The organism is Achromobacter sp. MFA1 R4 (assembly GCF_900156745.1).
In the GTDB taxonomy this organism is placed as follows: domain Bacteria; phylum Pseudomonadota; class Gammaproteobacteria; order Burkholderiales; family Burkholderiaceae_B; genus Achromobacter.
The window spans coordinates 6,103,524-6,124,762 of sequence record NZ_LT707065.1 but is presented as its reverse complement, the minus strand read 5'-3'; the positions used below and the strand labels follow the sequence as shown (position 1 = coordinate 6,124,762).

Genomic DNA, 21,239 nt, shown 5'->3' with positions numbered 1-21,239 from the left:
TGTAATGGCCCCGTTTGCGTTTTGAAGGCTGGATTTCATGACTCGATTGGTTGACGACCTGGTAGACCAGGCGCAAGAACGGTTCGCCGCGGCAACGGATGCCGCCGCGCTCGAGAACGCAAAAGCTCGTTTCCTGGGCAAGGAAGGCGCCCTGACGGTGCTGCTCAAGGGGCTGGGCAAGCTCGATCCCGAGCAGAAGCGAGAGGCGGGCGCTCGGATCAACCAGGCCAAGCAGAAGATCGAAGAGCTTCTGAACTCGCGCCGCGCCGCGCTGGCGCAGGCGGAGCTGGATGCCCGTCTGGCATCCGAAACCATTGACGTCACCCTGCCGGGCCGCGGTCGCGCGCCGGGCGGCATCCATCCGGTGATCCGGACCTGGGAGCGCGTGGAAGAGATCTTCCGCTCCATCGGCTTCGACGTGGCCGACGGCCCCGAAGTGGAAAACGACTGGACCAATTTCACCGCATTGAACAACCCGCTGGATCATCCGGCGCGTTCCATGCAGGACACGTTCTACGTCGACATGAACGACGCGGACGGCCTGCCGCTGTTGCTGCGCACGCACACCAGCCCCATGCAGGTGCGCTACGCCCGCATGCACAAGCCGCCCATCAAGGTCATCGCGCCCGGGCGCACCTATCGCGTCGACAGCGACGCCACGCACTCGCCCATGTTCCACCAGGTGGAAGGGCTCTGGATCGCCGAGGACATCTCGTTTGCCGACCTGAAGGGCGTATACACCGATTTCCTGCGTTGCTTCTTTGAAAGCGACGACCTGGTCGTGCGTTTCCGGCCGTCGTTCTTCCCGTTCACGGAGCCATCCGCCGAGATCGACATGATGTTCACCTCGGGTCCCAATCGCGGCCGCTGGCTGGAAATCTCCGGATCCGGCCAGGTGCATCCGCAGGTCGTGCGCAACTTCGGGCTGGATCCCGAGCGCTACATCGGCTTTGCCTTCGGTTCCGGACTCGAGCGCCTGACGATGTTGCGCTACGGCGTCAACGATCTGCGCCAGTTCTACGAAGGCGATTTGCGCTTCCTGCGCCAGTTCAACGAATAACAGACGGCTGATCATGCAATTTCCCGAATCCTGGCTGCGTACGCTGGTCAATCCTCCGATCGCAACCGATGAACTCGCGCACCGGCTCACCATGGCCGGCCTGGAAGTCGAAGAGACCGCGCCCGCCGCACCGGCGTTCACGGGCGTGGTCGTGGCGCACATCGTCGAAATCGCCCCACACCCTGACGCCGACAAGCTGCGCGTCTGCCAGGTGGACGACGGCTCGGGCGAGCGCCTGCAAATCGTGTGCGGCGCGCCCAATGCTGCCGCCGGCCTCAAGGTGCCGCTCGCCCGCGTGGGCGCGGAACTGCCCGGCGGCATGAAGATCGGCGTTGCCAAGATGCGCGGCGTCCAGTCATCCGGCATGCTGTGCTCGGCCCGCGAGCTGGGCCTGTCGCAGGACCATGCAGGCCTGCTGGAATTGCCGGAGGACATGGTTCCGGGTCAGTCCATCCGCGAGGCCCTGGACCTGGACGACACGCTCTTCACGCTCAAGCTCACGCCCAACCGCGCCGACTGCCTGTCGATCCTGGGCGTGGCGCGCGAAGTGGCCGCGTTGACCGGCGCGCCGCTGTCGGTTCCCACCGCGGCCGCCGTGCCCGTCACCCTGGATGAGCGCCTGCCCGTCAAGATCGAGGCCCCCGACCTCTGCGGCCGCTTTGGCGGCCGCGTCATCCGCGGCGTCAACGCCCGCGCCTCGACGCCCGAGTGGATGAAGACGCGCCTGGAGCGCGCCGGCCAACGCTCGCTGTCGGCGCTGGTGGACATCTCCAATTACGTGATGCTCGAACTGGGCCGCCCGTCGCACGTCTTCGATCTGGACAAGATCGGCGGCGACATCAGCGTGCGCTGGGCGCGCGAAGGCGAAACGCTCGAACTGCTCAACGGCCAGACCGTCACGCTGGACCCGAAGTTCGGCGTGGTCGTTGCTGGCGAGCAGGTCGAAAGCCTGGCCGGCATCATGGGCGGCGAAGCCACCTCCGTGACGCTGGACACGCAGAACATCTATCTCGAAGCCGCGTTCTGGTGGCCGCAAGCCATTGCCGGCCGCGCGCGCCGCTTCAAGTTCAGCTCGGAAGCCAGCCACCGCTTCGAGCGCGGCGTGGACTACGCCAGCATTCCCGAGCATCTGGAATTCATCACCCGCCTCATCGTCGACATTTGCGGCGGCCAGGTGGGGCCCATCGACGATCAGATCGTCAATCTGCCCCAGCGTCCGCCGGTGCGCATGCGCCTGGCGCGCTGCCATCGCGTTCTGGGCGTGCCGGTCACGCGCGAACAGGTCGCCACGATCTTCGGCAGCCTGGGCCTGGAGTACGCGGTCGAAGGAGACGATTTCATCGTCAACCCGCCGTCGTACCGCTTCGATCTGGAAATCGAGGAAGACCTGATCGAAGAAGTGGCGCGCATCTACGGCTTCGAAAGCATCCCCGACGTGCCGCCCATGGCGCGCGCCAAGATGTTCTCGCAACCCGAGGTGCACCGCGGCGCGCATGCGCTGCGTCGTCTGACTGCCGCGCAGGACTACCAGGAAGTCGTCAACTACAGCTTCGTGGAAGCGGATTGGGAACGCGACTACGCCGGCAACGACAATCCGGTGCGCCTGGTCAATCCCATCGCCAGCCATCTGTCGGTCATGCGTTCCAGCCTGATCGGCGGGCTGGTCGCCAATATCCGCCACAACGCCAATCGCAAGCAGTCGCGCGTGCGCCTGTTCGAGCTGGGTCGCGTGTTCATGCGCGACGCGTCGGCCCAGGATGGTCCGCTGGAAGTGGCGGGCGTGCGCCAGCCCATGAAGCTCGCAGGCGCGGCCTGGGGCCCGGCGGCTGAAGAGCAGTGGGGCGTGCCGACACGCCAGGTGGACTTCTTTGACGTGAAGATGGACGTGGAGTCGCTGTTCGGCGCTCGTGGCCGTCGCCTGCGTTTCGAAGCGGCTTCGCATCCGGCGCTGCACCCCGGTCGTGGCGCGCGCGTCATGCTGGACGGCAAGGAAGTCGGCTGGATCGGCGAACTCCATCCGCGCTGGGCGCAGCAGGCCGACCTGGCGCATGCGCCGGTGGTCTTCGAACTGGACGTGGAGGCGCTGTCGGAAGGCGAACTGCCGCAGGTGCGCGAACTCTCGCGCCAGCCCGTGGTGGTGCGCGATCTGGCGTTGTGGGTGGACGAACACGTGACGGTCCAATCCATGCTGGACACCGTTGCCGCAGCCGTCAAGGGCGATGCGCAACTGGCAGTCGTGCAGGATGCGCGCGTGTTCGACGTGTGGCGCGACAAGGCCCAGGGCAGCGAGCCCGTCGCCGAGAAAAGCCTTGCTTTCCGTTTCTGGCTACAGGACACTGAAGTCACATTGGACGAAGCCCGCGTGGCGGATTGCCTGGCGCGCATCAAGGATGCCTTGGTCGCTGCGCACGGCGCGCGCCAGCGTGCCTGAACCAAGGGGACCAGTATGCTTGCCGAGCAACGCACCCTCACCAAGGCCGAGCTGGCCGAACTGCTCTTCGAGCGGGTCGGCCTGAACAAGCGCGAGGCCAAGGACATCGTCGATACGTTCTTCGAGGAAATCCGCGACGCCCTGGCGCGCGGAGATTCCGTGAAGCTGTCGGGTTTTGGCAATTTCCAGGTGCGCGACAAACCGCCGCGCCCTGGCCGCAATCCGAAGACCGGAGAGACCATTCCCATCGCCGCGCGGCGCGTGGTTACGTTCCACGCCAGCCAGAAACTCAAGAGCGTGGTTGAGCAGGCGGTCCCCGCAGCGCCCGACGCCGCGGAGTGATACGCTTTGTCGGTAATTGTTATCGGCGCCCCACGTTTCGCGCGCATAAAATCCGCTTATGACACGTACTGAATCCACCGTTACCTTACCGCCCATTCCCGCCAAGCGTTACTTCACCATCGGCGAAGTCAGCGACCTGTGTGGCGTCAAGCCTCATGTATTGCGGTACTGGGAACAGGAATTCACGCAGCTCAAGCCCGTGAAGCGCCGCGGCAACCGCCGTTATTACCAGCACCACGAAGTGCTGCTGATCCGCCGCATCCGCTCCCTGCTCTACGAACAAGGCTTCACGATCAGCGGCGCGCGCAATCGTCTGGGCGACGCGCGCGACGTGCCGCACGATCAGGACGCCGCCGTGCGCCTGTCGGGCACCGAGATCCAGTCGCTGCGCAGCGAACTCACCAACGTGTCCGCGATGCTCGCCGAGGCGCTGGGCAATCCGGCGGCTGCGACTCCGTCTGCCGCAACCGCAACGCAAGCGGCTCCCGCCGCGTGACGCGCGCGCAGCGCATGCGCGTCATTTGATATCCCTAGATTGATCGCAGTATCCGCAACGCGCGCTGGCCTTTATGGCGGCGCGCGTTGCCATCTGTAGTACCTATCGTCTCGCGCGCGCCGGTTCGCCAGGAATGGCACGGCATGCGGCGAGGTGAAGCAAAAAAATTTCGAGTATTCAGCTTTTTTTTGCACCAATGCGTGCAAACATTTTTTAGTTCTGCTATACTCTTTTTCTTTCGGGGCGTAGCGCAGCCTGGTAGCGCACTTGCATGGGGTGCAAGGGGTCGCGAGTTCGAATCCCGCCGTCCCGACCAGCAGTTCCAAGGCCGTTAGTGAGTGATCTCACTAGCGGCCTTTCTCATTTCCGGGCCTTTCTCATTTCCGTGCCAATCTCATTCTGGCACCGCGCATGCATGCCCCATGCAGCCGAGCGCGTTAATCCACCGATTGCTGCAGCACTCTGCGTCGATGCAATTCAGCAAGCCGCGCAGCGGTTTCTTCGCGCCAGCCGGCTTCCCAGGAGGCCAGCCTGGCGCGCCATGTGGGTAGGGGTTCGCCGGTGTGGTCCGGCATGTTCATCGCCTTCATGAGGGGACAAGCCGAAAGCGGTACGCCATATCTGGCGGCTTCCTGGCCGGCTCGGTGGATTGGGTCATCCATTTCGCGCCTCCTGGGGGGATAGGTCCTAAGCCAAAAGATGAGCGCGATCGCCATCCAAGTCCAGAAAAGTTACGCGAAGAAATAGCGGGATGGATCAGTCCGGATCAGTCCGATCCGTTCCATCAGGCGCCTCACGCCTGCCTCCATGCTTGCCCGATGCTTGCCTCGTCCCTTCGCAAGTTCGAAAGTTTCTGATGGAGGTCGATGACTGCCACGCCTAAGCTGGCAGCCTCTGCGCGACAACGCGCCGCTGGTAACGGGGTCGGGATGATAGGACTGCTGTGGAGATGGATCCGGGAAGGCACGCATCAGGTGGACAGCGACTTCTACTTGCGGGAGTACCCCGACGTCGCCCGGTCGCCGATATCGCCAGATCATCATTACGTGCGCCACGGTGCGCTGGAAGGGCGCGTGCCGAATGAGCGGGTCAAGGTCGTGCGTCTGTACGGATTCTGGAGAGGGCGCTGGAAGCGACTGACGGGGGGCCGCGATCACGCGCTGGCGGGGCGTTTCGGGGAGCATGCATGCCGCGGTATGCAAGGCGCTGTGCAAGCGAAAGGTCCCTTGGCGCACGGCGGCCTTGGCGAGCGCACCGCGCGAACCACGGGCGGCATTCTGCGGGAAGAATGAGTCGGCCAGTGGTTCAATTGCACAAGAGCGCCAAGGCGCGCGATTCGTAGCGGCACCGCCCCTCCGGCAACGGCTTGCCGGCGCCGCAGGCCTCATGCCATCCGGCTTCCCACGCTTGAACCTTGTTATGCCATTCGGCGATCGATTCGCCTGTGTGGCCAGGCATGGCGGCGGCGCGATAATACGGGCAGTCCCAACAGGTCAGTCCGTCGCGGGCCGCTTGGGCGCCCAGCTTTTGAATGTCTTCGCGTTGCATCGCAATCTCCTCCAAAGTGGAGGCTCGGGACGCAAAGTATTCCGCAGACCCCTGCGGTTTTCAATAGTGACGGCGCACCATATGCTCCAGTGCCGGCGTCACGTCGAGGCGCGCGCGATGCGCTTCGCACTTCAACGCCGTCGCATAGGCTGTTATGCGCGAAATTTCTCTCGACTGTGCCTGTTGCGCGCGTGCCGCGACACGCACAATCTCCGCTCCCCGCCCGGACCGGGCGGCTCTGGAGGACGCTGTATGCGCTACCGCTATGTCACCGCCGATGTGTTCACTGGCCATGCTTATCTTGGCAACCCGCTGGCCGTCGTGCTCGATGCCCAGGGGCTCGATGCAAGCCAGATGCAGCGGATCGCACGTGAATTCAATTATTCGGAAACCAGTTTTGTAATGCCCGCTCGCGATCCGGCCCATACGGCGCGGGTGCGCATCTTTACGCCGGATCGCGAGGTGCCGTTTGCCGGTCATCCGAACGTCGGCACGGCCGTGGTGCTGGCGCGCGAGCAGATCGCGGCGGGGCGGCCAGCGCCGCAAGCGTTCGTGTTCGAAGAGGAGGCGGGCCTGGTGCGTATTGCGCTGGTCTACGGCGAGCGCGGTCTGCAGGGTGCGCAACTGCTTGCGCCGCAGCCATTGTCCCGCGGCAGCGAGGCGCCGGTGGAGGCGGTGGCGCGCGCGCTGCGGCTGGCGCCCGCCGACATCGCGGTGTCCGAACACGCGCCCATGGTGGTATCGGTCGGCTTACCGTTTCTCGTCGTGCAGCTTGCCAGCCGCGAGGCCTTGCGGCGGGCGGCGCCGAATTCTTGCGGCTATGCAGCCTTGATGCCGCAGCTCGGCGCCAAGTCGATTTATGCGTACACGACCGATACGGCCGGCAACACGACGGACGCGCCCACCGATATCCAGGCGCGCATGTTGACCGGCCGGATGACCGAGGATCCCGCCACGGGCAGTGCGACGGCTGCGGTCACGGCGCTGCGGGCATCGATCGCGGGCAAGGGCGACTTGCGCTTGCGTGTGGGGCAGGGCGTTGACATGGGGCGCGCCAGCCTGTTGCTGGCCGAGGCGCAGCCGCGGGACGATGGTGTATGGGCCAAAGTGTCGGGGCAGGCGGTGGTGGTGATGGAAGGCACGCTGCCCGCGCCGGCCGGTCATTGACGGGCACACCGCCGCCACCCGCGACGTAGCGTGCGGGCTGGCCTCTCGTGTATGCTCTGACGCATGAACGCATCGCCAGCCGCTGCCGCATGCCGCGCAGATTTTCGACGAATCACTCGACGTCTACGTTGAGTGGTCAGTCGCGTTCGGGCGCCGTTCTTGCGGCGCTCTTCCCAGAAGGCCACGATATCCTCGTGGCCTTTTGTTTGCAGGGTCGACCCCGCCCGAGGCGTATCGCAAGGTCTTCGCTTTTCCAGAGAAAGGAATCAAGCATGACCCTTCAAGCCCTCGCCATCCGGCCTTTCCATCCGTCCGACGAGACGGCGATCATTGCGTTGTGGCACGCCTGCGGATTGACGCGGCCGTGGAACGATCCTCGCAAGGACGTTGCGCGCAAGCTTTCGGTCCAGTCCGATCTGTTCCTGGTCGGCACGGTGGATGGCGTCATCGTCGCAACGCTGATGGGCGGTTATGACGGCCATCGTGGATGGATCAACTATCTGGCGGTGTCGCCCGCGCATCGGCGGCGCAATTACGCCACGGCGCTGATGCGCGCGGTGGAGCGCAAGCTGCTGGCGATGGGGTGTCCGAAGATCAATCTGCTGATCCGCTCGGAGAATGTGGCGGTCAAGCGCTTCTACGACAGCCTGGGCTTTGAGCAGGATGCGGTGATCAGCATGGGAAAGCGTTTGATTCCGGATCGTTGAACGCCGCGGCGGACGCATCGGCGCGGCGGCAATGGAGGTCCGCTTCGGGACGCGGCTGCAACCGCGCTCGTTGATGGAGCGCCAGCGCGCCGTGTCCCTGGGAATGCGTCAGATCGCTTGCGTCAAATACACGGCCTCGCGGCCGACGATGGGCATGCGCGTGGGCATGAAGATCGTGCACTGGTCGCACGGCGAGCGGATTTCCTCGGCGCCGTTCATGGCGATCAGTTCGCCCTTGTCGAACGTTTCGAAGCCGATGACGGGGCGCGTGAAGGCGAAGTCTTCGGACTTCACCATGTGGACCTCCAGCAGGCGATAGCGTTGCGGGATGGGCGGCGGCGCGGCGTCGGTCGGCGTATCGATGAGACCCAGGTGTGCCAGGAACCGCATCGTCACGTCGGTCGCCAGTTCGGCTGCGGAGCGGGCGAAATGCTGCCCGCATTCCACGACGAGCGCGCCGCCGCTGTCCGACATGGGGTCGCCGTGATGGCCATAGCCCATGACGCCGGTGCCGGGAAACTTGTCCTGCGGCATGACCAGATGCACCTGTGGCGCGCCCACTGCGGCGGCCAGGGCGGTGTTGCGATCCATTTCGTTGTAGACCCAGAATGGCTGCACGGGCGCGCGGGTGGAATGGATATCCAGCACGAAGTCGGCGGCGTCCAGCACGGGGCGCATTTCGCGGGCGCGGCGCAATTCCGGGCTGTCCTCGGGGCCGTCGAGCATGGCCGCGGACCAGATGCGGTTCAGGTTGTGGACGAGCTGGCGATTGTCGTACGGCCTGTCGATGTCGAAGGCCTCGTAGGCCTCCACATGCGCAAAGCTGACCGTCAGCGTGCCGATCTTCGGACGCACGCCGGTGTCCAGCAAATGCGTGGCGGCCACCATGCCGCAGATCTCGTTGCCATGGGTGATGGCGTTGATCAGCACATGCGGGCCGGGCTTGCCGGAATCGAAGCGATGGACGTACGGTATGCCGGTATTGCCCTCGCGGTAGGCGGACAGGTCGCGAGGCAGGATCTCCAAGGGAGCGGTGTCAGGTTCGAAGGCGGATTTGTTCATGGGTGTCATGGGCTGTTTAAGCGTGGGCCGACGCGATCGCCTGTCAGGAAAATGGGGCGGGCGCCCGGACATTATGGCCGCGATCCGCGGGTTCGTCCGGACAGCTGGAAAAAAATGATAAGCATTGCCATGCGTTGACGATTGCGCCGACTGTCGATTTCCCAGGTTGCGGCGCCAGAATAATCGCCAGAACAAAATGTGCGGCACCCCCGAAAATAGCCTTGTTTTCAGACTATTTTGCAGTATTCAAGATGCGTCGATACTACCCCCATTAGTATGGTTTAACCCCCTGAAAACAGTGCTTTGCAAGCCAGTTTGTTTTTGGCATATTGCGGCCGGGCAAGCAGATTTTCACAGGTGCAGAATGGGCGGGTGGCCGCAGCGTCATATCAACGGGTTTCAAGTGGAGTGCGAAGTCGTCAACCTGAATCCCGGTGTATTGGCCATTGAAATAACCGTCAGCCGCAATGGCGACGGAGCGGGTCGGCAGCGTTGGTCGTTGCCGCGGTTCGTGACGTTCAATGATCCCGCGGTCGCGCGCCGGCATGCGGAACTGGTGCTGTCGGGCATCGTGTCGGTGGACGAATTCACTGGCGAGCCTCGCTACGGCATTCTGTAGAGCCGCATATCCGCCGCTAGTTTTTTGTTTCGTTTATCACATTCGTGTGTCTTGTCGGATGAGGAATGACCGGTAAAGTTGTCACTGGACGACAACAAAAGGAGAGTTCCATGTTCGACACTTTTCCTGCTCTGCGCCGTACCGGCATGGCAATCACGCTGGGCGCCGCTGGCCTGCTGTTTGCGGGATGTACAACGACCACGCCGTCCAAGTCGCCAGCCGCCTCGACGGCCGAGCAGCGGCAGTCGCTGAACAGCGCGGCCAATGCGACCCTCACCAAACTGTATGAAGCTTCGCCGCAGTCCAAGGATCTGGTGGCCCGGGCCAAGGGTGTGCTGGTGTTCCCGGATGTCTTGAGCGGCAGCTTTATTGTCGGGGCTGAGCATGGCAAGGGTGTGCTGCGCGTGAATGGCGCGAACGCGGGCTACTACAGCACGACCGCGGGCTCGATCGGCTTCCAGGCCGGCGCGCAGTCCAAGGCGATGGTCCTGCTGTTCATGACGGACGACGCGCTAAACAAATTCCGCAACAGCAGCGGCTGGACGGTTGGCGCCGATGCCACGGTGGCGGTGGTCAATATTGGCGCCAACGGCCGTATCGACACCAACACGGCGCAGCAGCCGGTGGTCGGATTCGTGATGAACAATGGCGGCCTGATGGCGGGCGTGTCGCTGGCGGGCACCAAGATTTCGAAGCTCGAACCCTGATCGGCCCAGTGCCAGTAAAAACGCCGCGGACGATTATGTCCGCGGCGCTTTTTTTGCGAGGCAGGAGGGCACTGCCTCGCCGGATTGTGCCGGCCGGTCAGCCGATCACGCCGTCGCTGCTTTTGCGGATGGCTGCTTCGCGATCGATCTCGGCTTGTTCGATCTTGGGATCCAGGCCGCGCCAGCGCACGATATGGCCGCGCTCTTCCTCGGGCTCCCAGCCCAGCATGCCGTAGCGCGTGATTTCAGTTTCGCCCGTGGCGAACTCCACTTCAAAGTAACCCTGACGATCGGGTAGCGTATTGCCGGGGAACCATTCGGTTTCGGGCATGGTTTGCTCCTTGCTAAGCGATGGGAGGGATGCTGGCGCCGATCAGGACAAGCCGGCGCCAGGCGCATTCATTGTGGGCTTGCGGCCGCGATCCCGCAAGTGCTGGATGGGCGCCGATGCGGTGTCAGGCAAGCGGTACGGCAGTGGTGTAGAGAACCTGCTTGAGCGCAAAGCTGGAGCGTATGCTTGCCACGCCCGGGATGCGCGTAATGTGCTCGACGATCAGGCGTTCGAGCGCGTCGACGTCCGGCACCAGGGCGCGGATCAGGTAGTCCGCGTCGCCCGACATCAGGTAGCACTCCATGATCTCGGGCAGCACTGCGATTTCGCGTTCAAACACGTCCAGCGCCGCCTTGCGTTGTTTGTCGAGCGAGATCTGGATGAAGACGTTGACTTTGAGGCCCAACTTGCGGGCGTTCAGCAGCGTGACGCGCCGATGGATGAGGCCCTCGGTCTCCAGGCGCCGCACGCGCGCCAGGCAGGGGGAGGCGGACAGGTTCACGCGCGCGGCCAGCTCCACGTTCGTGAGGCGGGCGTCGCGTTGAAGTTCGTTCAGGATGCGGATGTCGGTGGCATCCAGGTTGATTTCCGGCATAAGTCACCTAGCGATGGCGGGTTTGCAGTGTATCTGTGCTGAGTATGCCGTCTCTTGGGCTGGAAAGCGGTGAAAAATGCTGGGGTTTACCCTATAGACTTTGCTGTCGTTCGGCCATGGGGCCGAAATGCAGAATAAGCAGCAGTAGGTCCAGTCGGTATGAGTCAGCCAAGCAGTCTTCGCACGTTCTTGCCGCTTGCCGGCGCGGTTGCCATCTGGGGTGGAAACTGGCCCGTCATGAAATTGGGCCTGGGGCACATGAGTCCGCTGTGGCTGGCCGCCAGCCGTTTTGGATCAGCCGCGCTGATCAGCGTGCTGGTGCTAGGGATGCTGGGACGCCTGCGCCTGCCGATACGCCAGGAATGGCCGCTGGTGGCTGGCGTTGCGTTGCTGCAGATGGGCGCCTTCACGGCGCTGGCGTTGTGGGCGCTGCAGTATGTGGCGCCGGGACGCGCATCGGTCATTGCCTATGCGACGTCCATCTGGGTGATCCCGCTGTCGTCGCTGGTCCTGAAGGAGCGCTTGTCGATCGGGCAATGGCTTGCGACGGCGCTGAGCTATGCGGGCATCGGCGTCATCGTGGCGCCGGCCTTCAGTCCTTGGCAGGCGCATACCGTCATCGGTCTGGTCATGTTGCTGGGCGCCTCGTTTGCGTGGGCCTGCAACATCATCCAGTTGCGCGCCAACCGCCACGTGCGGCTGGGTGCGGACATGATTCCGTGGCAGACCGCGACGGCCACGATACCGCTGGCCGCGCTGGCATGGATGCGCGACGGTGCGCCCACGTTCCTGGGCGACGCGCAGGCCTGGCCGCTGATCCTGTATACCGGACCGCTAGCCACCGCGCTGACGTTCATCGTCGTGCTGGGCATGACGCAAAAGCTCGCGCCGGCCGCGACGTCCATCGCGATGCTTTGCGTGCCGGTGATCGGATTGATCGTGTCGTCCGTCGTGTTCCACGAGCGCATCTCGCCCGATCTGGCCCTTGGCCTTGCGCTGATCGCGGCGAGCGTGGCGGCTTCGGCATTGGCCGCGCGGCTGCGGCGTCCGCTGGCGCTGCGGGTTTCGTAGAAGGCTCTAGAATGGCGTGCGCCGCAATGGTGCCGGCACTTCACGCGCAAAGCGCAGCGGATATGGATTCCTTATACATTGTGGTCGCGGTGGGCGCCATGGCGGCAGGCTTTGTTCAGGGCTTGTCGGGCTTCGGCTTCGGCATGGTGGCCATGTCGTTCTGGGCCTGGACCATCGACCCGCGGCTCGCGGCGGCGATGGCCGTCTTCGGTGCGCTGACCGGCCAGCTGCTGGCGGCGTTCACCGTGCGCCGCGGTTTTGCGACGGCCCACCTGCTGCCGTTCGTCGTGGGGGGATTGCTGGGCATTCCGCTGGGCGTGAAGGTGCTGCCGCATCTGGATCCATTGGTGTTCAAAGCCTTTATCGGCGGGCTGCTCGCGATCTGGTGTCCGATCATGCTGTTCGCGGCGCGCATCCCGCGCATCACGGTGGGCGGCAAGGTGGCCGATGGCGTCGCGGGCGCGATCGGCGGCGTCATGGGCGGATTGGGCGGCTTTACGGGCGTCATCCCGACCTTGTGGTGCACCTTGCGCGGGTTCGATCGAGACGTGCAGCGCGCCGTGATCCAGAACTTCAATTTGTCGATGCTGATGGTGACGATGGCGGGCTATGTGCTGACCGGCGTGGTGACGCGCGACATGCTGCCCCTGTTTGCGTTGATCGTTCCCGCGATGCTGTTGCCCACGTTGTGGGGCACGCGTGTCTATGTCGGCATCAGCGACGTCGCCTTTCGCCGCGTCGTGCTCGGCCTGTTGACGTTGTCGGGCGTTGCGCTGCTCGCCGCTTCCGTGCCGAAGCTGCTGGCCTGACGGCGAGCCCCATGCCGGCGGGCGATGGCGGCCGGCATGCTATCGTTGAGCCATTCAAGAGAGAACCACGCATGGCATTGCATCGTTTCGAAAAGGGCGAACTTGGACATTGGCTGCGCGTCGTGGCCGACAACAACGCGCCCGGCGCGGTCCAGACCGACGTGCCCGCGCACGTCGCCCAGGCGCTGGAAACCCTGCGCTGCATCGAATCCGGCGCCGACGGGCGTTGGGTCATCACGGACAAAGGCAGGCTGTCGCTGCGCATGGAAGAACCCGGCGCCATCCATTTGCGCTAGGGCATTTTTTTCGTCGCGCGCCCCGACCAGACCAGGCTTGCGCCATTCGCATTGATTCCCTCGGCCGAGGGGACGCCGATGATTACGGCATAGTTGCGAATGTTTTCGCGGTATTTCGCCCGACATGCCGTCTTTCCGAGGTCACCGGGAAATTCTTGAGACGGAATGTGCGAATTGACATCTTTCGGACGTATCCGGCCCCGCGCCGCGCCGGTAAGATGAACTTGCGTGACGGTTGCGGGTCTATTCATTTGCGCGGGAACATTTGTTCTGGCGCGGCGTCACGCGTGGTTCGCGCGTATAAGTAACCGACTGGGAGGTAGCACATGCAGCATCGTGACCAGGAAGTACTGATCGACGTTTCCACAGCGGCCATGGACACCGGCGGATATGGCGTATTGCTGACGGTAACGGCCGAGGGCGGCACCGAAGTGGATGCCGCATTTTCCCACTTGGGTAACTGCGCTTCGTTGGACGAAGCACGTGATCGCGCGGAAATCTTCGCGCAAAACTGGGTAGAGGAAAATATCTTCCGATAGGGCTTCGGCCCTGGAAGGAGCTGGCCGGCACAACCGGTCTGTGCGCGCATGAAACCTTGGTGGACTCTCAGAGAATGGCGACGACGATTTCGGTTATCGTTGCTGCTCCAAAACATGGGGCCCGCACCGGGTTCGCGACGTTCCAAAATGGCTGCCGCACAGACCAACTCCTTACTTGCGGACGATATCCGCGCGCTGCGCGAGCATTATGATGCGGTCGTGTTGCCCATGTGGCTGGACCGCGGTTTCAACGACATGCTCGGCCTGCCTTTCGAATCATTGGATGGCGCTGGCGGTCAGCCATTGGCGCCGGTGCGTTATCGCGCGATGGCCTGTGCGCGCCAGTTGTATGTCTTTTCGCAGGCCCCGGGCATGGCGGCCGCGCAGCATGCCGACCGCCTCTTTGAATCCTTGACGCGCGTGTTTCACGATGCGCATGGCGGCTGGCGCTACAGCGTGGACGCGCAGGCGCGTCCGCTGGACGACACGCAGGATCTCTATACGCACGCGTTCATCGTGCTGGCGTGCGCGGCGTATTTTCAACGCAGCCGCAATGCGCAGGCGCGCAAGCTCATGCTTGCGACGGCGCACACGATCGAAGCGCGATTCAAGACCGCCGATTCGCTGTACCACGCGGCGCTCAGTGCGGACTTTTCCCGGCCGCTGAAACCCCCCGCGCAAAATCCCATGATGCACCTGACCGAAGCCTACCTGGCGGCGGCGCAGGTCGCCGAGCCGGCGTTGTTCGCGCAACATCTGCGCGAGCTGGCGCAGGGCATCAGCCAGCGCTTCGTGCATGCGCCGACGCAGTGCGTGGCCGAATCGTTGCAGGGCAGCGTGGATAACCGTCTTGAGCCGGGCCATCAGTTCGAATGGCTGTCGCTCGTGCAGGACTCCGCGCAGGTGTTCGAAGGCCTGGATCTGGCCGAATCGCTGCCGCGCGCCGTGCAATGGTCCAGGGATCATGGGGTGGATGGCGGGGGCGTGAAGGCGGCGCTGGACGAGTCCGGCGCGGTGGTGGACGACACGCGCCGCATCTGGGCGCAGACCGAGTATCTGCGGGTGTTGGCCGTCATGGGCGACTTGGCCGCGTTGCAGCCGGCCCTGGCCGCGTTTCGCGCCCGCTTCCTGCACCCCGGCGGGTGGTACGAGTGTCTGGACGCCAAGGGCGCGGTGACGCGGTCCGACATGCCGTCAACGTCCCCCTACCATCTGGCAACCTGCCTAGTGGCGTTACAAAACGTTGTATCTTGATCACGTTAACAATTTTTGTTCCCCTGTGAAGTGTTTTTAATAGAAAGACATTGGTGAAATCCCTTACAATTTGCTAACACTGTTTGTGGGGAAGCATCAATGAGCGTTATGTGCTTGGCTTGCCAACGCATTAACCCGGGACTTGCAGGCGTCGCGCCGCATTCGCACCTGGGACATCAAGGATTTACCAACCCAACGCAGAAGGGACGGGAGGAAAGCCGCGAAGACCACTTCCGCTGCCTGAACTGCGGCGCCAAATGGCTGCGCGAAACCGACAAATGGGGCGTGGACCTGGGCTTCAAGCTCGCGCCCTGAACGTTCCCACTGCCACTCGCACGACACGGGCCCCAATCGGGGCCCGTTGCATTTGGGGCGATCCGCGCGCGGTGACCGGGGCCAGCGCCACCGGATGGGGCGACCCCGTCCCCTCAGGCGGGCGCGCCGGCCGCCACGACGTCGGGATCGAGGCTGGCGGTTTCCAGCAGCCATCGCCGAAAACAGGCGAGCGCATAGTGATCGCGCCGCTGCGCCGGCGCGCACAGGTGATAGCCGCGGTCGATGCGGATGGCCAGTTCGGGGAAGGGCGCGGCGACCCGGCCGGCCAGCAGTTCGTCGCGCACCAGGCAGCGCTGCAGCACCGCAATGCCCATGTCGGCCATGACGGCGCGTATCAGGATGGACACTTGGTCAAACCCGTTCGACAACGCGACGTTGCCGCGCGGAACACCGGCCGCGGCGAACCATTGCGCCCAGTTGTCCATGCCGTTGGTGTGGTACAGCAGCGGCTCGCCCAGCAGGCCTTGCGGCGTGGCCCACTGGCCCCGCGCCTGGCGCGCCGCCAGGCGGCCTGGATGGCAGATCACCACCATCTCGCGTCCGATCACGTAGTCGGCCTGCCAGCCGGGCCATTGGGCCGGCGTGCCCGACAGGATGCTTGCGTCCGGCGTGGCGCCGGAGAAGTCCTCGTTGCGGCGGTAGGCGGAGAAACCGAGCTGGATGTCGGGGTGGCGCTGGTGGAAGTCCGGCAGGCGCGGGACGAGCCAGGCGCTGGCCAGCGTGGGCACGGACGACAGAGTCAGGCGCAGGCGCCGGTCATCGGCGCGCAGCCCGGCGCTCAGCGCCTCGATGGCTTGCAAGGGCGATTGCGCGCCGTCGTAGAGCTTGCGGCCGGTCTCGGTCAGGGTGAGACCGTGGGCGTTGCGGTGCATGAGGGGCTGGCCGAAATGCGCTTCCAGCCGGGAGATGGCGCGGCTGATGGCGCCCTGCGTCACGCACAGCACCTGGGCCGCCTGGGTGAAGCTGCCCAGCCGCGCCGCCGTCACGAAGGCGTGCAGCTCGGACATGGACGGCGAGTGCAGCCGCATTGAGCATGACCTTTGGTAATGAAGGAGTGCAATATAGTCGTTTGAAAGGGGATCGTAAAGTTCGGACACTGGCGGCCTTCAGAACAACAACCTCAGGAGTCGCCACATGTCACGCCGTCTTTTTGGCCGGTCCGCGCGCTTTGCGCTCGCCGGCATGTTTGCCACGCTGTCCTTCGCCGGTATCGCGCAGGCCGCCGATTACCCCGCCCGTCCCATCAAGCTGGTGGTGCCGTTCGCCGCCGGCGGCTCGACGGACATCGTCGCGCGCCTGGTGGCCGAATACGCCGGCCGCGACCTGAAGCAGACCATCGTGGTCGAGAACAAGGCCGGCGCCGGCGGTTCGCTGGGCATGGAACAAGTTGCCCGCGCGACGCCGGACGGCTACACGATCGGCATGGCGACGATGAGCACGCACGGCTCCAATCCGGCCGTGTTCCGCAAGATGAACTACGACCCGGTCAAGGACTTCGTGCCGGTGGCCAATGTGCTGGCCGTACCGAGCATCTTCGCGATCAATCCGAACGTGCCGGCCAAGAACATGGCGGAGTTTGTCGCGCTGGCCAAGAGCGCGCCGGAACGCTACAGCTTTGCGTCGCCGGGCGTGGGATCGCTGGGCCATGTGAATATCGAGAACTTCATGATGCTGTCCGGCATCAAGCTGCTGCACGTGCCTTATCGCGGCGCCGGCCCGGCCCTGAACGACGTGATGGGCGGGCAGGTGGACGCGATCACGGACAACCTGTCGTCGACGCTGCCGCAGGTGCTGGGCGGCAAGCTGCGTCCGTTGGCGGTGCTGGGCGCCGAGCGCTCGCCGCTGCTGCCCGACGTGCCGACCTATATCGAGCTGGGGTATCCCGACATGGGCACCGGCGGCTGGTTCGGCCTGGTGGCGCCGGCCGGCACGCCGCAAGCCGTGGTGGAGCGCCTGAACAAGGCCGTGCGCGCGGCGATGGACAATCCGGAGTTCCGCAAGAAGGCCGAGGAGGTGGGTGGTACGCTGATGCCCACGACGCCTCAGGAATTCCAGGTGCAGATCGACCAGGCCCTGGCCCGCTACGCAAAAGTGGCCAAGGCCGCCGACATCAAGGCTGACTGACGATGACGACCGCCGACTTCCCCGCAGTTTCCGTGCATGAACCGACTGGACCGGCCTTGCCGCTGGTCTGCGATTCGCCGCATAGCGGCGAGCGCTATCCCGAGGATTTCGGGGCGGCGGCGACGCTTGCGCAATTGCGCCAGGGCGAGGACACGCACGTGGACGCGTTGTGGTCGGCGGCGCCGGCGCTGGGCGCCACGCTGATCGCGGCAAATTTCCCGCGGGTCTATATCGATCCGAACCGCACCCTGCAGGACCTGGATCCGGAATTGCTGGCCGAACCCTGGCCCGAGCCGCTGGACCCGGGCGAGAAGACGCGCCTGGGCAAGGGCCTGATCTGGCGCCGCATGGACAAGGCGACGCCGATCTACGACCGCCGGCTCACGCTGGCGCAGGTGCGCCACCGCATCCAGGCGTACTACGAGCCCTATCACGCCGCGCTGGCGGGGGCGATCCGGCGGGTCGAGCAGCGCTTTGGCGCGGTCTGGCACCTGAACCTGCATTCCATGCCCAATGACGCTTACGAGCGGCTGGGCCGCCAGAGCGAACACCCGCTGGCCGATTTCGTGCTGGGCGATCGCGACGGCACCACGTGCGAGCCGGAGTTCATCGCGCTGATCGAGACGGCGCTGCGCGACAAGGGCTATACCGTGGCCCGCAACGATCCCTACAAAGGCGTGCAACTGATCGCGCAGATCGGCCAGCCGGCGCGCAACCGGCACAGCCTGCAGGTCGAGATCCGCCGTCCGCTTTACATGGACGAGGCGACGCGCGAGCGCAATGCGGGCTTCGAGTCGCTGCGCGCGGACCTGTCGCAGGTGCTGGAGCAGGTGGCGGCCTATGTGCGCGTGCGCGCCCAGGCCGCGGCGTCGACAAAATAGAATCGACTGCGCACCGGCGCGCGGGCCGGATGGGCTTCCCCGTTTAAGTTTTCTGGCGGCAGGCCGTTGTGGATCGTGTCGGTGCGCCCGCACGTATGCGCCCAAGGAAACCGGAATGTCCGAGAAGATCATCAGTGGATTTTCAGTGGTCGCGTACGCGACGCAACCTGAGGGGCGCATCCCGCCGCGCGCGTTTCTTGAAACGCGTCGCCTGCCCGTGAAAGGCGACGCGGCGGCTGACGCAACGGCCGAAGGCGCGGAACCGGACGCGGCACAGGCCCCGCCGGAGCCCCAGAGCCAGGCGTTCGAGATCTTTCTGAGCCGGCGCTTTCGCAGCACGATCGAAGCCATGTCCGCGGCGCGCAACGCGCTGGACCGCGTGAAGTCCGTCGATGCGGATGGCGTGCCGGACCCGCTGCCCGAGTAGCGGCCGTCGCGCCAGGGCTGCGGCGCGCAGGCGAGCCGGCCCGGTGTCTGTGCCTCAGACCAGGCGCTTCAGACCAGCGTGCTGCGCATCAGGATCTCCGTCAACGCGCGCGTCGGCTTGTTGGGCGCCGGGGCCGAGATGACGATGAGTTCGACCTGGGGGAGGGCGGGCAGGTGCGCCGCGCCCGCCGGCGCCGACAGGCCGGCCGTCGACAGGTGCGAAGGTTGCACGGTGATGCCCAGGCCCGCGCGCGCGGCGGCCTGGCAGCCCGCGTAGCTGGTGCTGGTGCACACGATCTGCCAGCTCCGGCCGGCGCGGGCCAGCGCATCGAGCGTCAGCGTGCGGGTCACGCTGGGCTCGCGCAGCAGGATCAGCGGCAGGGGCTCGTCGGGCACGACCCGCAGGCCTTCCTTGGCGCGCCACAGCAGCGCCTCTTTGTGCAGCGTCTGGCCGCGGCGGTCGCCGCGCCGGCGCTTGCCGATCATCACGTCCAGGCGGTTGTCGTCCAGCAGCTTGTAGAGTTCGCTGGTGACGCCGATGGTCAAATCCAGTTCGACCTCGGGATGCGCGATCCGGAACGCGGCCAGGACATCGGGCAGGGGGCCCATCGCCAGGTCGTCCGATGTGCCCAGCCGGATGCGGCCGCGCAGGCGCGGCGCGTCGAACAGGCGCTCGGCCTTTTCGTGGGCGGCCAGGATGATCTCGGCATGGACGAGCAGGCTGCGGCCATCGCTGGTCAGGGCGAGCGAATGCGTGTCGCGCTGGAAGAGGCGCCGGTTCACGGCCTGTTCGAGCTGCCGGATGTGTTCGCTGACGGTGGGCTGGGTCAGGCCGAGCCGCCGGGCGGCTTCGGTGAAGCTCGGCGCGCCGGCGGCCGCGGCAAAGGTCTGGAGCCACAGGGGATTGAGCATGGACGGGGGCTTGTCATAGGAAATGCCGATGACAGTTAAAGTACCCAGTGGCCTTCACGATGGCAAGAGGCGCACCTATAGTGAGCGCAACTTCTGGACATTCTCTTGCCATGCGCCGTTTCCTGCCTGACCAATTCACGCTCATCCTGATCGCCACCGTCGTATTCGCCAGTTTCTTCCCCGCCGTGGGCAAGGGCGCGACCTTCATGATGGTGGCAAGCAACGTGGCCATTTCGCTGCTGTTCTTTCTGCATGGGGCGCGGCTGTCCACGGACGCCATCGTGGCCGGCGTCAAGGACGTGCGGCTGCATGCGCTGATCCTGGCGTGCACCTTCCTGCTGTTTCCCGCCCTGGGGCTGGCCCTGCGGGCCCTGTTCCCCGGCTTGCTGGTGCCGTCGCTGTGGCTGGGCGTGCTGTTCGTCTGCACGCTGTCCTCGACCGTGCAGTCCTCGATTGCGTTCACTTCCATGGCGCGCGGCAATGTGCCGGGCGCCATCTGCGCGGCGACCGCCTCCAATCTGCTGGGCACCGTGGTGACGCCGCTGCTCGTCGCGCTGCTGCTGCATCGCCAGGGCGGCGGCCACGGGTTGGCCGACGCCGGCCGCATCCTGCTGCAACTGCTGTTGCCGTTCGCGGTGGGCAGCCTGCTGCGGCCGTGGATCGGCGCATGGGCGCAGCGCAACAGCCGCACGCTGGCCAAGGTGGATCGCAGTTCGATCCTGCTGGCGGTCTATACCGCGTTCAGCGAGGCGGTTGCGCAAGGGATCTGGCACGCGTTCCCGGCCATCGACCTGGCGACCATGTTGCTGGTGAATGCGCTGTTGCTGGGATCGGTGCTGCTGATCACGACCTGGGGCAGCCGCAAGCTGGGGCTGTCCAAGGAAAACGAGATCACGCTGGTCTTCTGCGGATCGAAGAAGTCGCTGGCGTCCGGCATTCCGCTCGCGACCGTACTGTTCGGCACGTCGCAGATGGGGGTGGTGTTGCTGCCGCTGATGCTTTTTCACCAGATGCAGCTCATGGTCTGCGCGGTGCTGGCGCGGCGCTATGCCGAACGCGCCGAGCCGGCGCAGGCGGCGGCGGTGGCCCGGGCGTAGGCCGCGCGGCGCCGTGCGGGGTCAGCCGTTGTCCGCGTCCAGGGGGCGGATCTTGCCCGCGGGCAGCCAGAACACGCTGCCGTCGCGCTCCTGCACGGCCAGGGCGGTCAGGCGCCCGTTCTTGCAGGGACCGCCCACGCACAGGCCGGTGTCGGGCTGATAGGTGGCGCCGTGGCGCGCGCACATGATGAGGTCGCCCGCGCGCGTGAAGAAGCTGCCTTCCCAATCCAGTTCGACGCCGACGTGGGCGCAGCGGTTCAGGTAGCCGTGCACGCGGTCCTGGTAGCGCACGAAGAAGGCGGTGGTGCGGCCCGCGCCGTCGGTGACGGGCACCTTGACGCCCAGGCCGCCGTTGACCAGGTCGGCCGCGGCGCAGACGCGCACTTCGGGTAGGGAGGGAGATTCCTGCATGGAAGGCCTGGCAAGCAA

The 21,239-nt window shown here is 65.1% G+C and carries 25 protein-coding genes and 1 tRNA gene; 18 read left to right on the top strand and 8 right to left on the bottom strand.

Annotated features, from left to right (window positions below):
* Positions 1-37: 37 nt before the first annotated feature.
* The 5 genes from pheS (at position 38) to BXA00_RS28040 (ending at position 4,645) form a co-directional block, all read left to right on the top strand.
* Positions 38-1,060: a phenylalanine--tRNA ligase subunit alpha gene (gene pheS, locus BXA00_RS28060; RefSeq protein WP_076521646.1), complete on the top strand. Its 1,023-nt coding sequence runs from the start codon at positions 38-40 to the stop codon at positions 1,058-1,060.
* Between the two features lie 13 nt (positions 1,061-1,073).
* Entirely contained in the window at positions 1,074-3,491 is a 2,418-nt protein-coding gene (gene pheT, locus BXA00_RS28055; RefSeq protein ID WP_076521645.1) for a phenylalanine--tRNA ligase subunit beta, read from the top strand.
* A gap of 15 nt (positions 3,492-3,506) precedes the next feature.
* Positions 3,507-3,833 carry an integration host factor subunit alpha gene (locus tag BXA00_RS28050; RefSeq protein WP_008159916.1) on the top strand — a complete coding sequence of 109 codons (327 nt, stop codon included), beginning with the start codon at positions 3,507-3,509 and terminating at the stop codon, positions 3,831-3,833.
* 58 nt (positions 3,834-3,891) lie between these two features.
* Complete coding sequence (locus BXA00_RS28045; protein ID WP_076521644.1) at positions 3,892-4,329, top strand: MerR family transcriptional regulator; 438 nt, start codon at positions 3,892-3,894, stop codon at positions 4,327-4,329.
* A 239-nt stretch (positions 4,330-4,568) separates the two neighbouring features.
* Positions 4,569-4,645, top strand: a tRNA-Pro gene (locus BXA00_RS28040).
* Between the two features lie 121 nt (positions 4,646-4,766).
* Here BXA00_RS28040 and BXA00_RS29010 read toward each other — a convergent pair.
* Both BXA00_RS29010 and BXA00_RS28030 read right to left on the bottom strand, forming a co-directional pair.
* A complete protein-coding gene (locus tag BXA00_RS29010) occupies positions 4,767-4,991 on the bottom strand; it encodes a CrpP-related protein (RefSeq protein ID WP_076522156.1) in 225 nt (74 codons plus the stop codon).
* Between the two features lie 643 nt (positions 4,992-5,634).
* On the bottom strand, positions 5,635-5,877 hold the full coding sequence (locus BXA00_RS28030) for a CrpP-related protein (protein ID WP_076521643.1): 243 nt from the start codon (positions 5,875-5,877) through the stop codon (positions 5,635-5,637).
* 252 nt (positions 5,878-6,129) lie between these two features.
* Between BXA00_RS28030 and BXA00_RS28025 the strand changes: the two genes are divergently transcribed.
* On the top strand, positions 6,130-7,044 hold the full coding sequence (locus tag BXA00_RS28025; RefSeq protein WP_076521642.1) for a PhzF family phenazine biosynthesis protein: 915 nt from the start codon (positions 6,130-6,132) through the stop codon (positions 7,042-7,044).
* Between the two features lie 272 nt (positions 7,045-7,316).
* Positions 7,317-7,751 carry a GNAT family acetyltransferase gene (locus tag BXA00_RS28020; RefSeq protein ID WP_076521641.1) on the top strand — a complete coding sequence of 145 codons (435 nt, stop codon included), beginning with the start codon at positions 7,317-7,319 and terminating at the stop codon, positions 7,749-7,751.
* A gap of 108 nt (positions 7,752-7,859) precedes the next feature.
* Here BXA00_RS28020 and BXA00_RS28015 read toward each other — a convergent pair whose 3' ends face one another.
* The gene (locus BXA00_RS28015) at positions 7,860-8,813 is read right to left on the bottom strand and encodes a succinylglutamate desuccinylase/aspartoacylase family protein (protein ID WP_076521640.1); all 954 of its coding nucleotides are present in this window, start codon (positions 8,811-8,813) and stop codon (positions 7,860-7,862) included.
* Between the two features lie 729 nt (positions 8,814-9,542).
* Between BXA00_RS28015 and BXA00_RS28005 the strand changes: the two genes are divergently transcribed.
* Positions 9,543-10,139 (top strand): YSC84-related protein, encoded by a 597-nt coding sequence (locus BXA00_RS28005; protein ID WP_076521638.1) that lies wholly within the window; start codon positions 9,543-9,545, stop codon positions 10,137-10,139.
* 97 nt (positions 10,140-10,236) lie between these two features.
* On the opposite strand, the gene BXA00_RS28000 is transcribed toward BXA00_RS28005, so the two are convergent.
* Positions 10,237-10,470, bottom strand: a complete 234-nt coding sequence (locus tag BXA00_RS28000; RefSeq protein WP_076521637.1) for a hypothetical protein — start codon at positions 10,468-10,470, stop codon at positions 10,237-10,239.
* 124 nt (positions 10,471-10,594) lie between these two features.
* Positions 10,595-11,065, bottom strand: coding sequence for an Lrp/AsnC family transcriptional regulator (locus BXA00_RS27995; protein ID WP_076521636.1), 471 nt, complete (start codon positions 11,063-11,065; stop codon positions 10,595-10,597).
* Positions 11,066-11,224: 159 nt separating this feature from the next.
* Here BXA00_RS27995 and BXA00_RS27990 point away from each other — a divergent pair, with 159 nt between their 5' ends.
* The 6 genes from BXA00_RS27990 (at position 11,225) to BXA00_RS29525 (ending at position 15,349) form a co-directional block, all read left to right on the top strand.
* The gene (locus tag BXA00_RS27990; RefSeq protein WP_076521635.1) at positions 11,225-12,136 is read left to right on the top strand and encodes a DMT family transporter; all 912 of its coding nucleotides are present in this window, start codon (positions 11,225-11,227) and stop codon (positions 12,134-12,136) included.
* A gap of 62 nt (positions 12,137-12,198) precedes the next feature.
* A complete protein-coding gene (locus BXA00_RS27985) occupies positions 12,199-12,945 on the top strand; it encodes a sulfite exporter TauE/SafE family protein (RefSeq protein WP_076521634.1) in 747 nt (248 codons plus the stop codon).
* Positions 12,946-13,016: 71 nt separating this feature from the next.
* Positions 13,017-13,241: a hypothetical protein gene (locus BXA00_RS27980; protein WP_076521633.1), complete on the top strand. Its 225-nt coding sequence runs from the start codon at positions 13,017-13,019 to the stop codon at positions 13,239-13,241.
* Positions 13,242-13,567: 326 nt separating this feature from the next.
* Positions 13,568-13,780 carry a hypothetical protein gene (locus tag BXA00_RS27975; RefSeq protein WP_006218759.1) on the top strand — a complete coding sequence of 71 codons (213 nt, stop codon included), beginning with the start codon at positions 13,568-13,570 and terminating at the stop codon, positions 13,778-13,780.
* A 147-nt stretch (positions 13,781-13,927) separates the two neighbouring features.
* Positions 13,928-15,034: an AGE family epimerase/isomerase gene (locus BXA00_RS27970; RefSeq protein WP_076521632.1), complete on the top strand. Its 1,107-nt coding sequence runs from the start codon at positions 13,928-13,930 to the stop codon at positions 15,032-15,034.
* Between the two features lie 99 nt (positions 15,035-15,133).
* Positions 15,134-15,349, top strand: coding sequence for a hypothetical protein (locus BXA00_RS29525; RefSeq protein WP_006388022.1), 216 nt, complete (start codon positions 15,134-15,136; stop codon positions 15,347-15,349).
* Positions 15,350-15,462: 113 nt separating this feature from the next.
* Here BXA00_RS29525 and BXA00_RS27960 read toward each other — a convergent pair whose 3' ends face one another.
* A complete protein-coding gene (locus tag BXA00_RS27960) occupies positions 15,463-16,398 on the bottom strand; it encodes a LysR substrate-binding domain-containing protein (RefSeq protein ID WP_076521631.1) in 936 nt (311 codons plus the stop codon).
* 106 nt (positions 16,399-16,504) lie between these two features.
* Here BXA00_RS27960 and BXA00_RS27955 point away from each other — a divergent pair, with 106 nt between their 5' ends.
* The 3 genes from BXA00_RS27955 to BXA00_RS27945 all read left to right on the top strand — a co-directional run bounded on the left by BXA00_RS27955 (position 16,505) and on the right by BXA00_RS27945 (position 18,802).
* On the top strand, positions 16,505-17,494 hold the full coding sequence (locus tag BXA00_RS27955; RefSeq protein ID WP_076521630.1) for a tripartite tricarboxylate transporter substrate binding protein: 990 nt from the start codon (positions 16,505-16,507) through the stop codon (positions 17,492-17,494).
* A 2-nt stretch (positions 17,495-17,496) separates the two neighbouring features.
* Positions 17,497-18,375, top strand: a complete 879-nt coding sequence (locus BXA00_RS27950) for an N-formylglutamate amidohydrolase (protein WP_076521629.1) — start codon at positions 17,497-17,499, stop codon at positions 18,373-18,375.
* A 115-nt stretch (positions 18,376-18,490) separates the two neighbouring features.
* Entirely contained in the window at positions 18,491-18,802 is a 312-nt protein-coding gene (locus BXA00_RS27945) for a hypothetical protein (RefSeq protein ID WP_076521628.1), read from the top strand.
* 68 nt (positions 18,803-18,870) lie between these two features.
* On the opposite strand, the gene BXA00_RS27940 is transcribed toward BXA00_RS27945, so the two are convergent.
* Positions 18,871-19,713: a LysR family transcriptional regulator gene (locus tag BXA00_RS27940; RefSeq protein WP_076521627.1), complete on the bottom strand. Its 843-nt coding sequence runs from the start codon at positions 19,711-19,713 to the stop codon at positions 18,871-18,873.
* 110 nt (positions 19,714-19,823) lie between these two features.
* Here BXA00_RS27940 and BXA00_RS27935 point away from each other — a divergent pair, with 110 nt between their 5' ends.
* The gene (locus BXA00_RS27935; protein WP_076521626.1) at positions 19,824-20,810 is read left to right on the top strand and encodes a bile acid:sodium symporter family protein; all 987 of its coding nucleotides are present in this window, start codon (positions 19,824-19,826) and stop codon (positions 20,808-20,810) included.
* A 21-nt stretch (positions 20,811-20,831) separates the two neighbouring features.
* Here the strand turns inward: BXA00_RS27935 and BXA00_RS27930 are convergent, their stop codons facing one another.
* Positions 20,832-21,221, bottom strand: coding sequence for a Rieske (2Fe-2S) protein (locus tag BXA00_RS27930; protein ID WP_076521625.1), 390 nt, complete (start codon positions 21,219-21,221; stop codon positions 20,832-20,834).
* Positions 21,222-21,239 lie beyond the last annotated feature (18 nt).

Bases quoted from the DNA above. Each gene is read 5' to 3' on its own strand.
- BXA00_RS27945 (WP_076521628.1), top strand. From the start codon at position 18,491: ATGTCCGAGAAGATCATCAGTGGATTTTCAGTGGTCGCGTACGCGACG.
- BXA00_RS27990 (WP_076521635.1), top strand. From the start codon at position 11,225: ATGAGTCAGCCAAGCAGTCTTCGCACGTTCTTGCCGCTTGCCGGCGCG.
- BXA00_RS28030 (WP_076521643.1), bottom strand. From the start codon at position 5,877: ATGCAACGCGAAGACATTCAAAAGCTGGGCGCCCAAGCGGCCCGCGAC.
- BXA00_RS28020 (WP_076521641.1), top strand. From the start codon at position 7,317: ATGACCCTTCAAGCCCTCGCCATCCGGCCTTTCCATCCGTCCGACGAG.
- BXA00_RS28015 (WP_076521640.1), bottom strand. From the start codon at position 8,813: ATGAACAAATCCGCCTTCGAACCTGACACCGCTCCCTTGGAGATCCTG.
- BXA00_RS27995 (WP_076521636.1), bottom strand. From the start codon at position 11,065: ATGCCGGAAATCAACCTGGATGCCACCGACATCCGCATCCTGAACGAA.
- BXA00_RS28005 (WP_076521638.1), top strand. From the start codon at position 9,543: ATGTTCGACACTTTTCCTGCTCTGCGCCGTACCGGCATGGCAATCACG.
- BXA00_RS27940 (WP_076521627.1), bottom strand. From the start codon at position 19,713: ATGCTCAATCCCCTGTGGCTCCAGACCTTTGCCGCGGCCGCCGGCGCG.
- BXA00_RS27950 (WP_076521629.1), top strand. From the start codon at position 17,497: ATGACGACCGCCGACTTCCCCGCAGTTTCCGTGCATGAACCGACTGGA.
- pheS (WP_076521646.1), top strand. From the start codon at position 38: ATGACTCGATTGGTTGACGACCTGGTAGACCAGGCGCAAGAACGGTTC.
- pheT (WP_076521645.1), top strand. From the start codon at position 1,074: ATGCAATTTCCCGAATCCTGGCTGCGTACGCTGGTCAATCCTCCGATC.
- BXA00_RS28050 (WP_008159916.1), top strand. From the start codon at position 3,507: ATGCTTGCCGAGCAACGCACCCTCACCAAGGCCGAGCTGGCCGAACTG.
- BXA00_RS29010 (WP_076522156.1), bottom strand. From the start codon at position 4,991: ATGGATGACCCAATCCACCGAGCCGGCCAGGAAGCCGCCAGATATGGC.
- BXA00_RS27955 (WP_076521630.1), top strand. From the start codon at position 16,505: ATGTCACGCCGTCTTTTTGGCCGGTCCGCGCGCTTTGCGCTCGCCGGC.
- BXA00_RS28045 (WP_076521644.1), top strand. From the start codon at position 3,892: ATGACACGTACTGAATCCACCGTTACCTTACCGCCCATTCCCGCCAAG.
- BXA00_RS28000 (WP_076521637.1), bottom strand. From the start codon at position 10,470: ATGCCCGAAACCGAATGGTTCCCCGGCAATACGCTACCCGATCGTCAG.
- BXA00_RS29525 (WP_006388022.1), top strand. From the start codon at position 15,134: ATGAGCGTTATGTGCTTGGCTTGCCAACGCATTAACCCGGGACTTGCA.
- BXA00_RS27985 (WP_076521634.1), top strand. From the start codon at position 12,199: ATGGATTCCTTATACATTGTGGTCGCGGTGGGCGCCATGGCGGCAGGC.
- BXA00_RS27960 (WP_076521631.1), bottom strand. From the start codon at position 16,398: ATGCGGCTGCACTCGCCGTCCATGTCCGAGCTGCACGCCTTCGTGACG.
- BXA00_RS27975 (WP_006218759.1), top strand. From the start codon at position 13,568: ATGCAGCATCGTGACCAGGAAGTACTGATCGACGTTTCCACAGCGGCC.
- BXA00_RS27970 (WP_076521632.1), top strand. From the start codon at position 13,928: ATGGCTGCCGCACAGACCAACTCCTTACTTGCGGACGATATCCGCGCG.
- BXA00_RS27980 (WP_076521633.1), top strand. From the start codon at position 13,017: ATGGCATTGCATCGTTTCGAAAAGGGCGAACTTGGACATTGGCTGCGC.
- BXA00_RS28025 (WP_076521642.1), top strand. From the start codon at position 6,130: ATGCGCTACCGCTATGTCACCGCCGATGTGTTCACTGGCCATGCTTAT.
- BXA00_RS27935 (WP_076521626.1), top strand. From the start codon at position 19,824: ATGCGCCGTTTCCTGCCTGACCAATTCACGCTCATCCTGATCGCCACC.
- BXA00_RS27930 (WP_076521625.1), bottom strand. From the start codon at position 21,221: ATGCAGGAATCTCCCTCCCTACCCGAAGTGCGCGTCTGCGCCGCGGCC.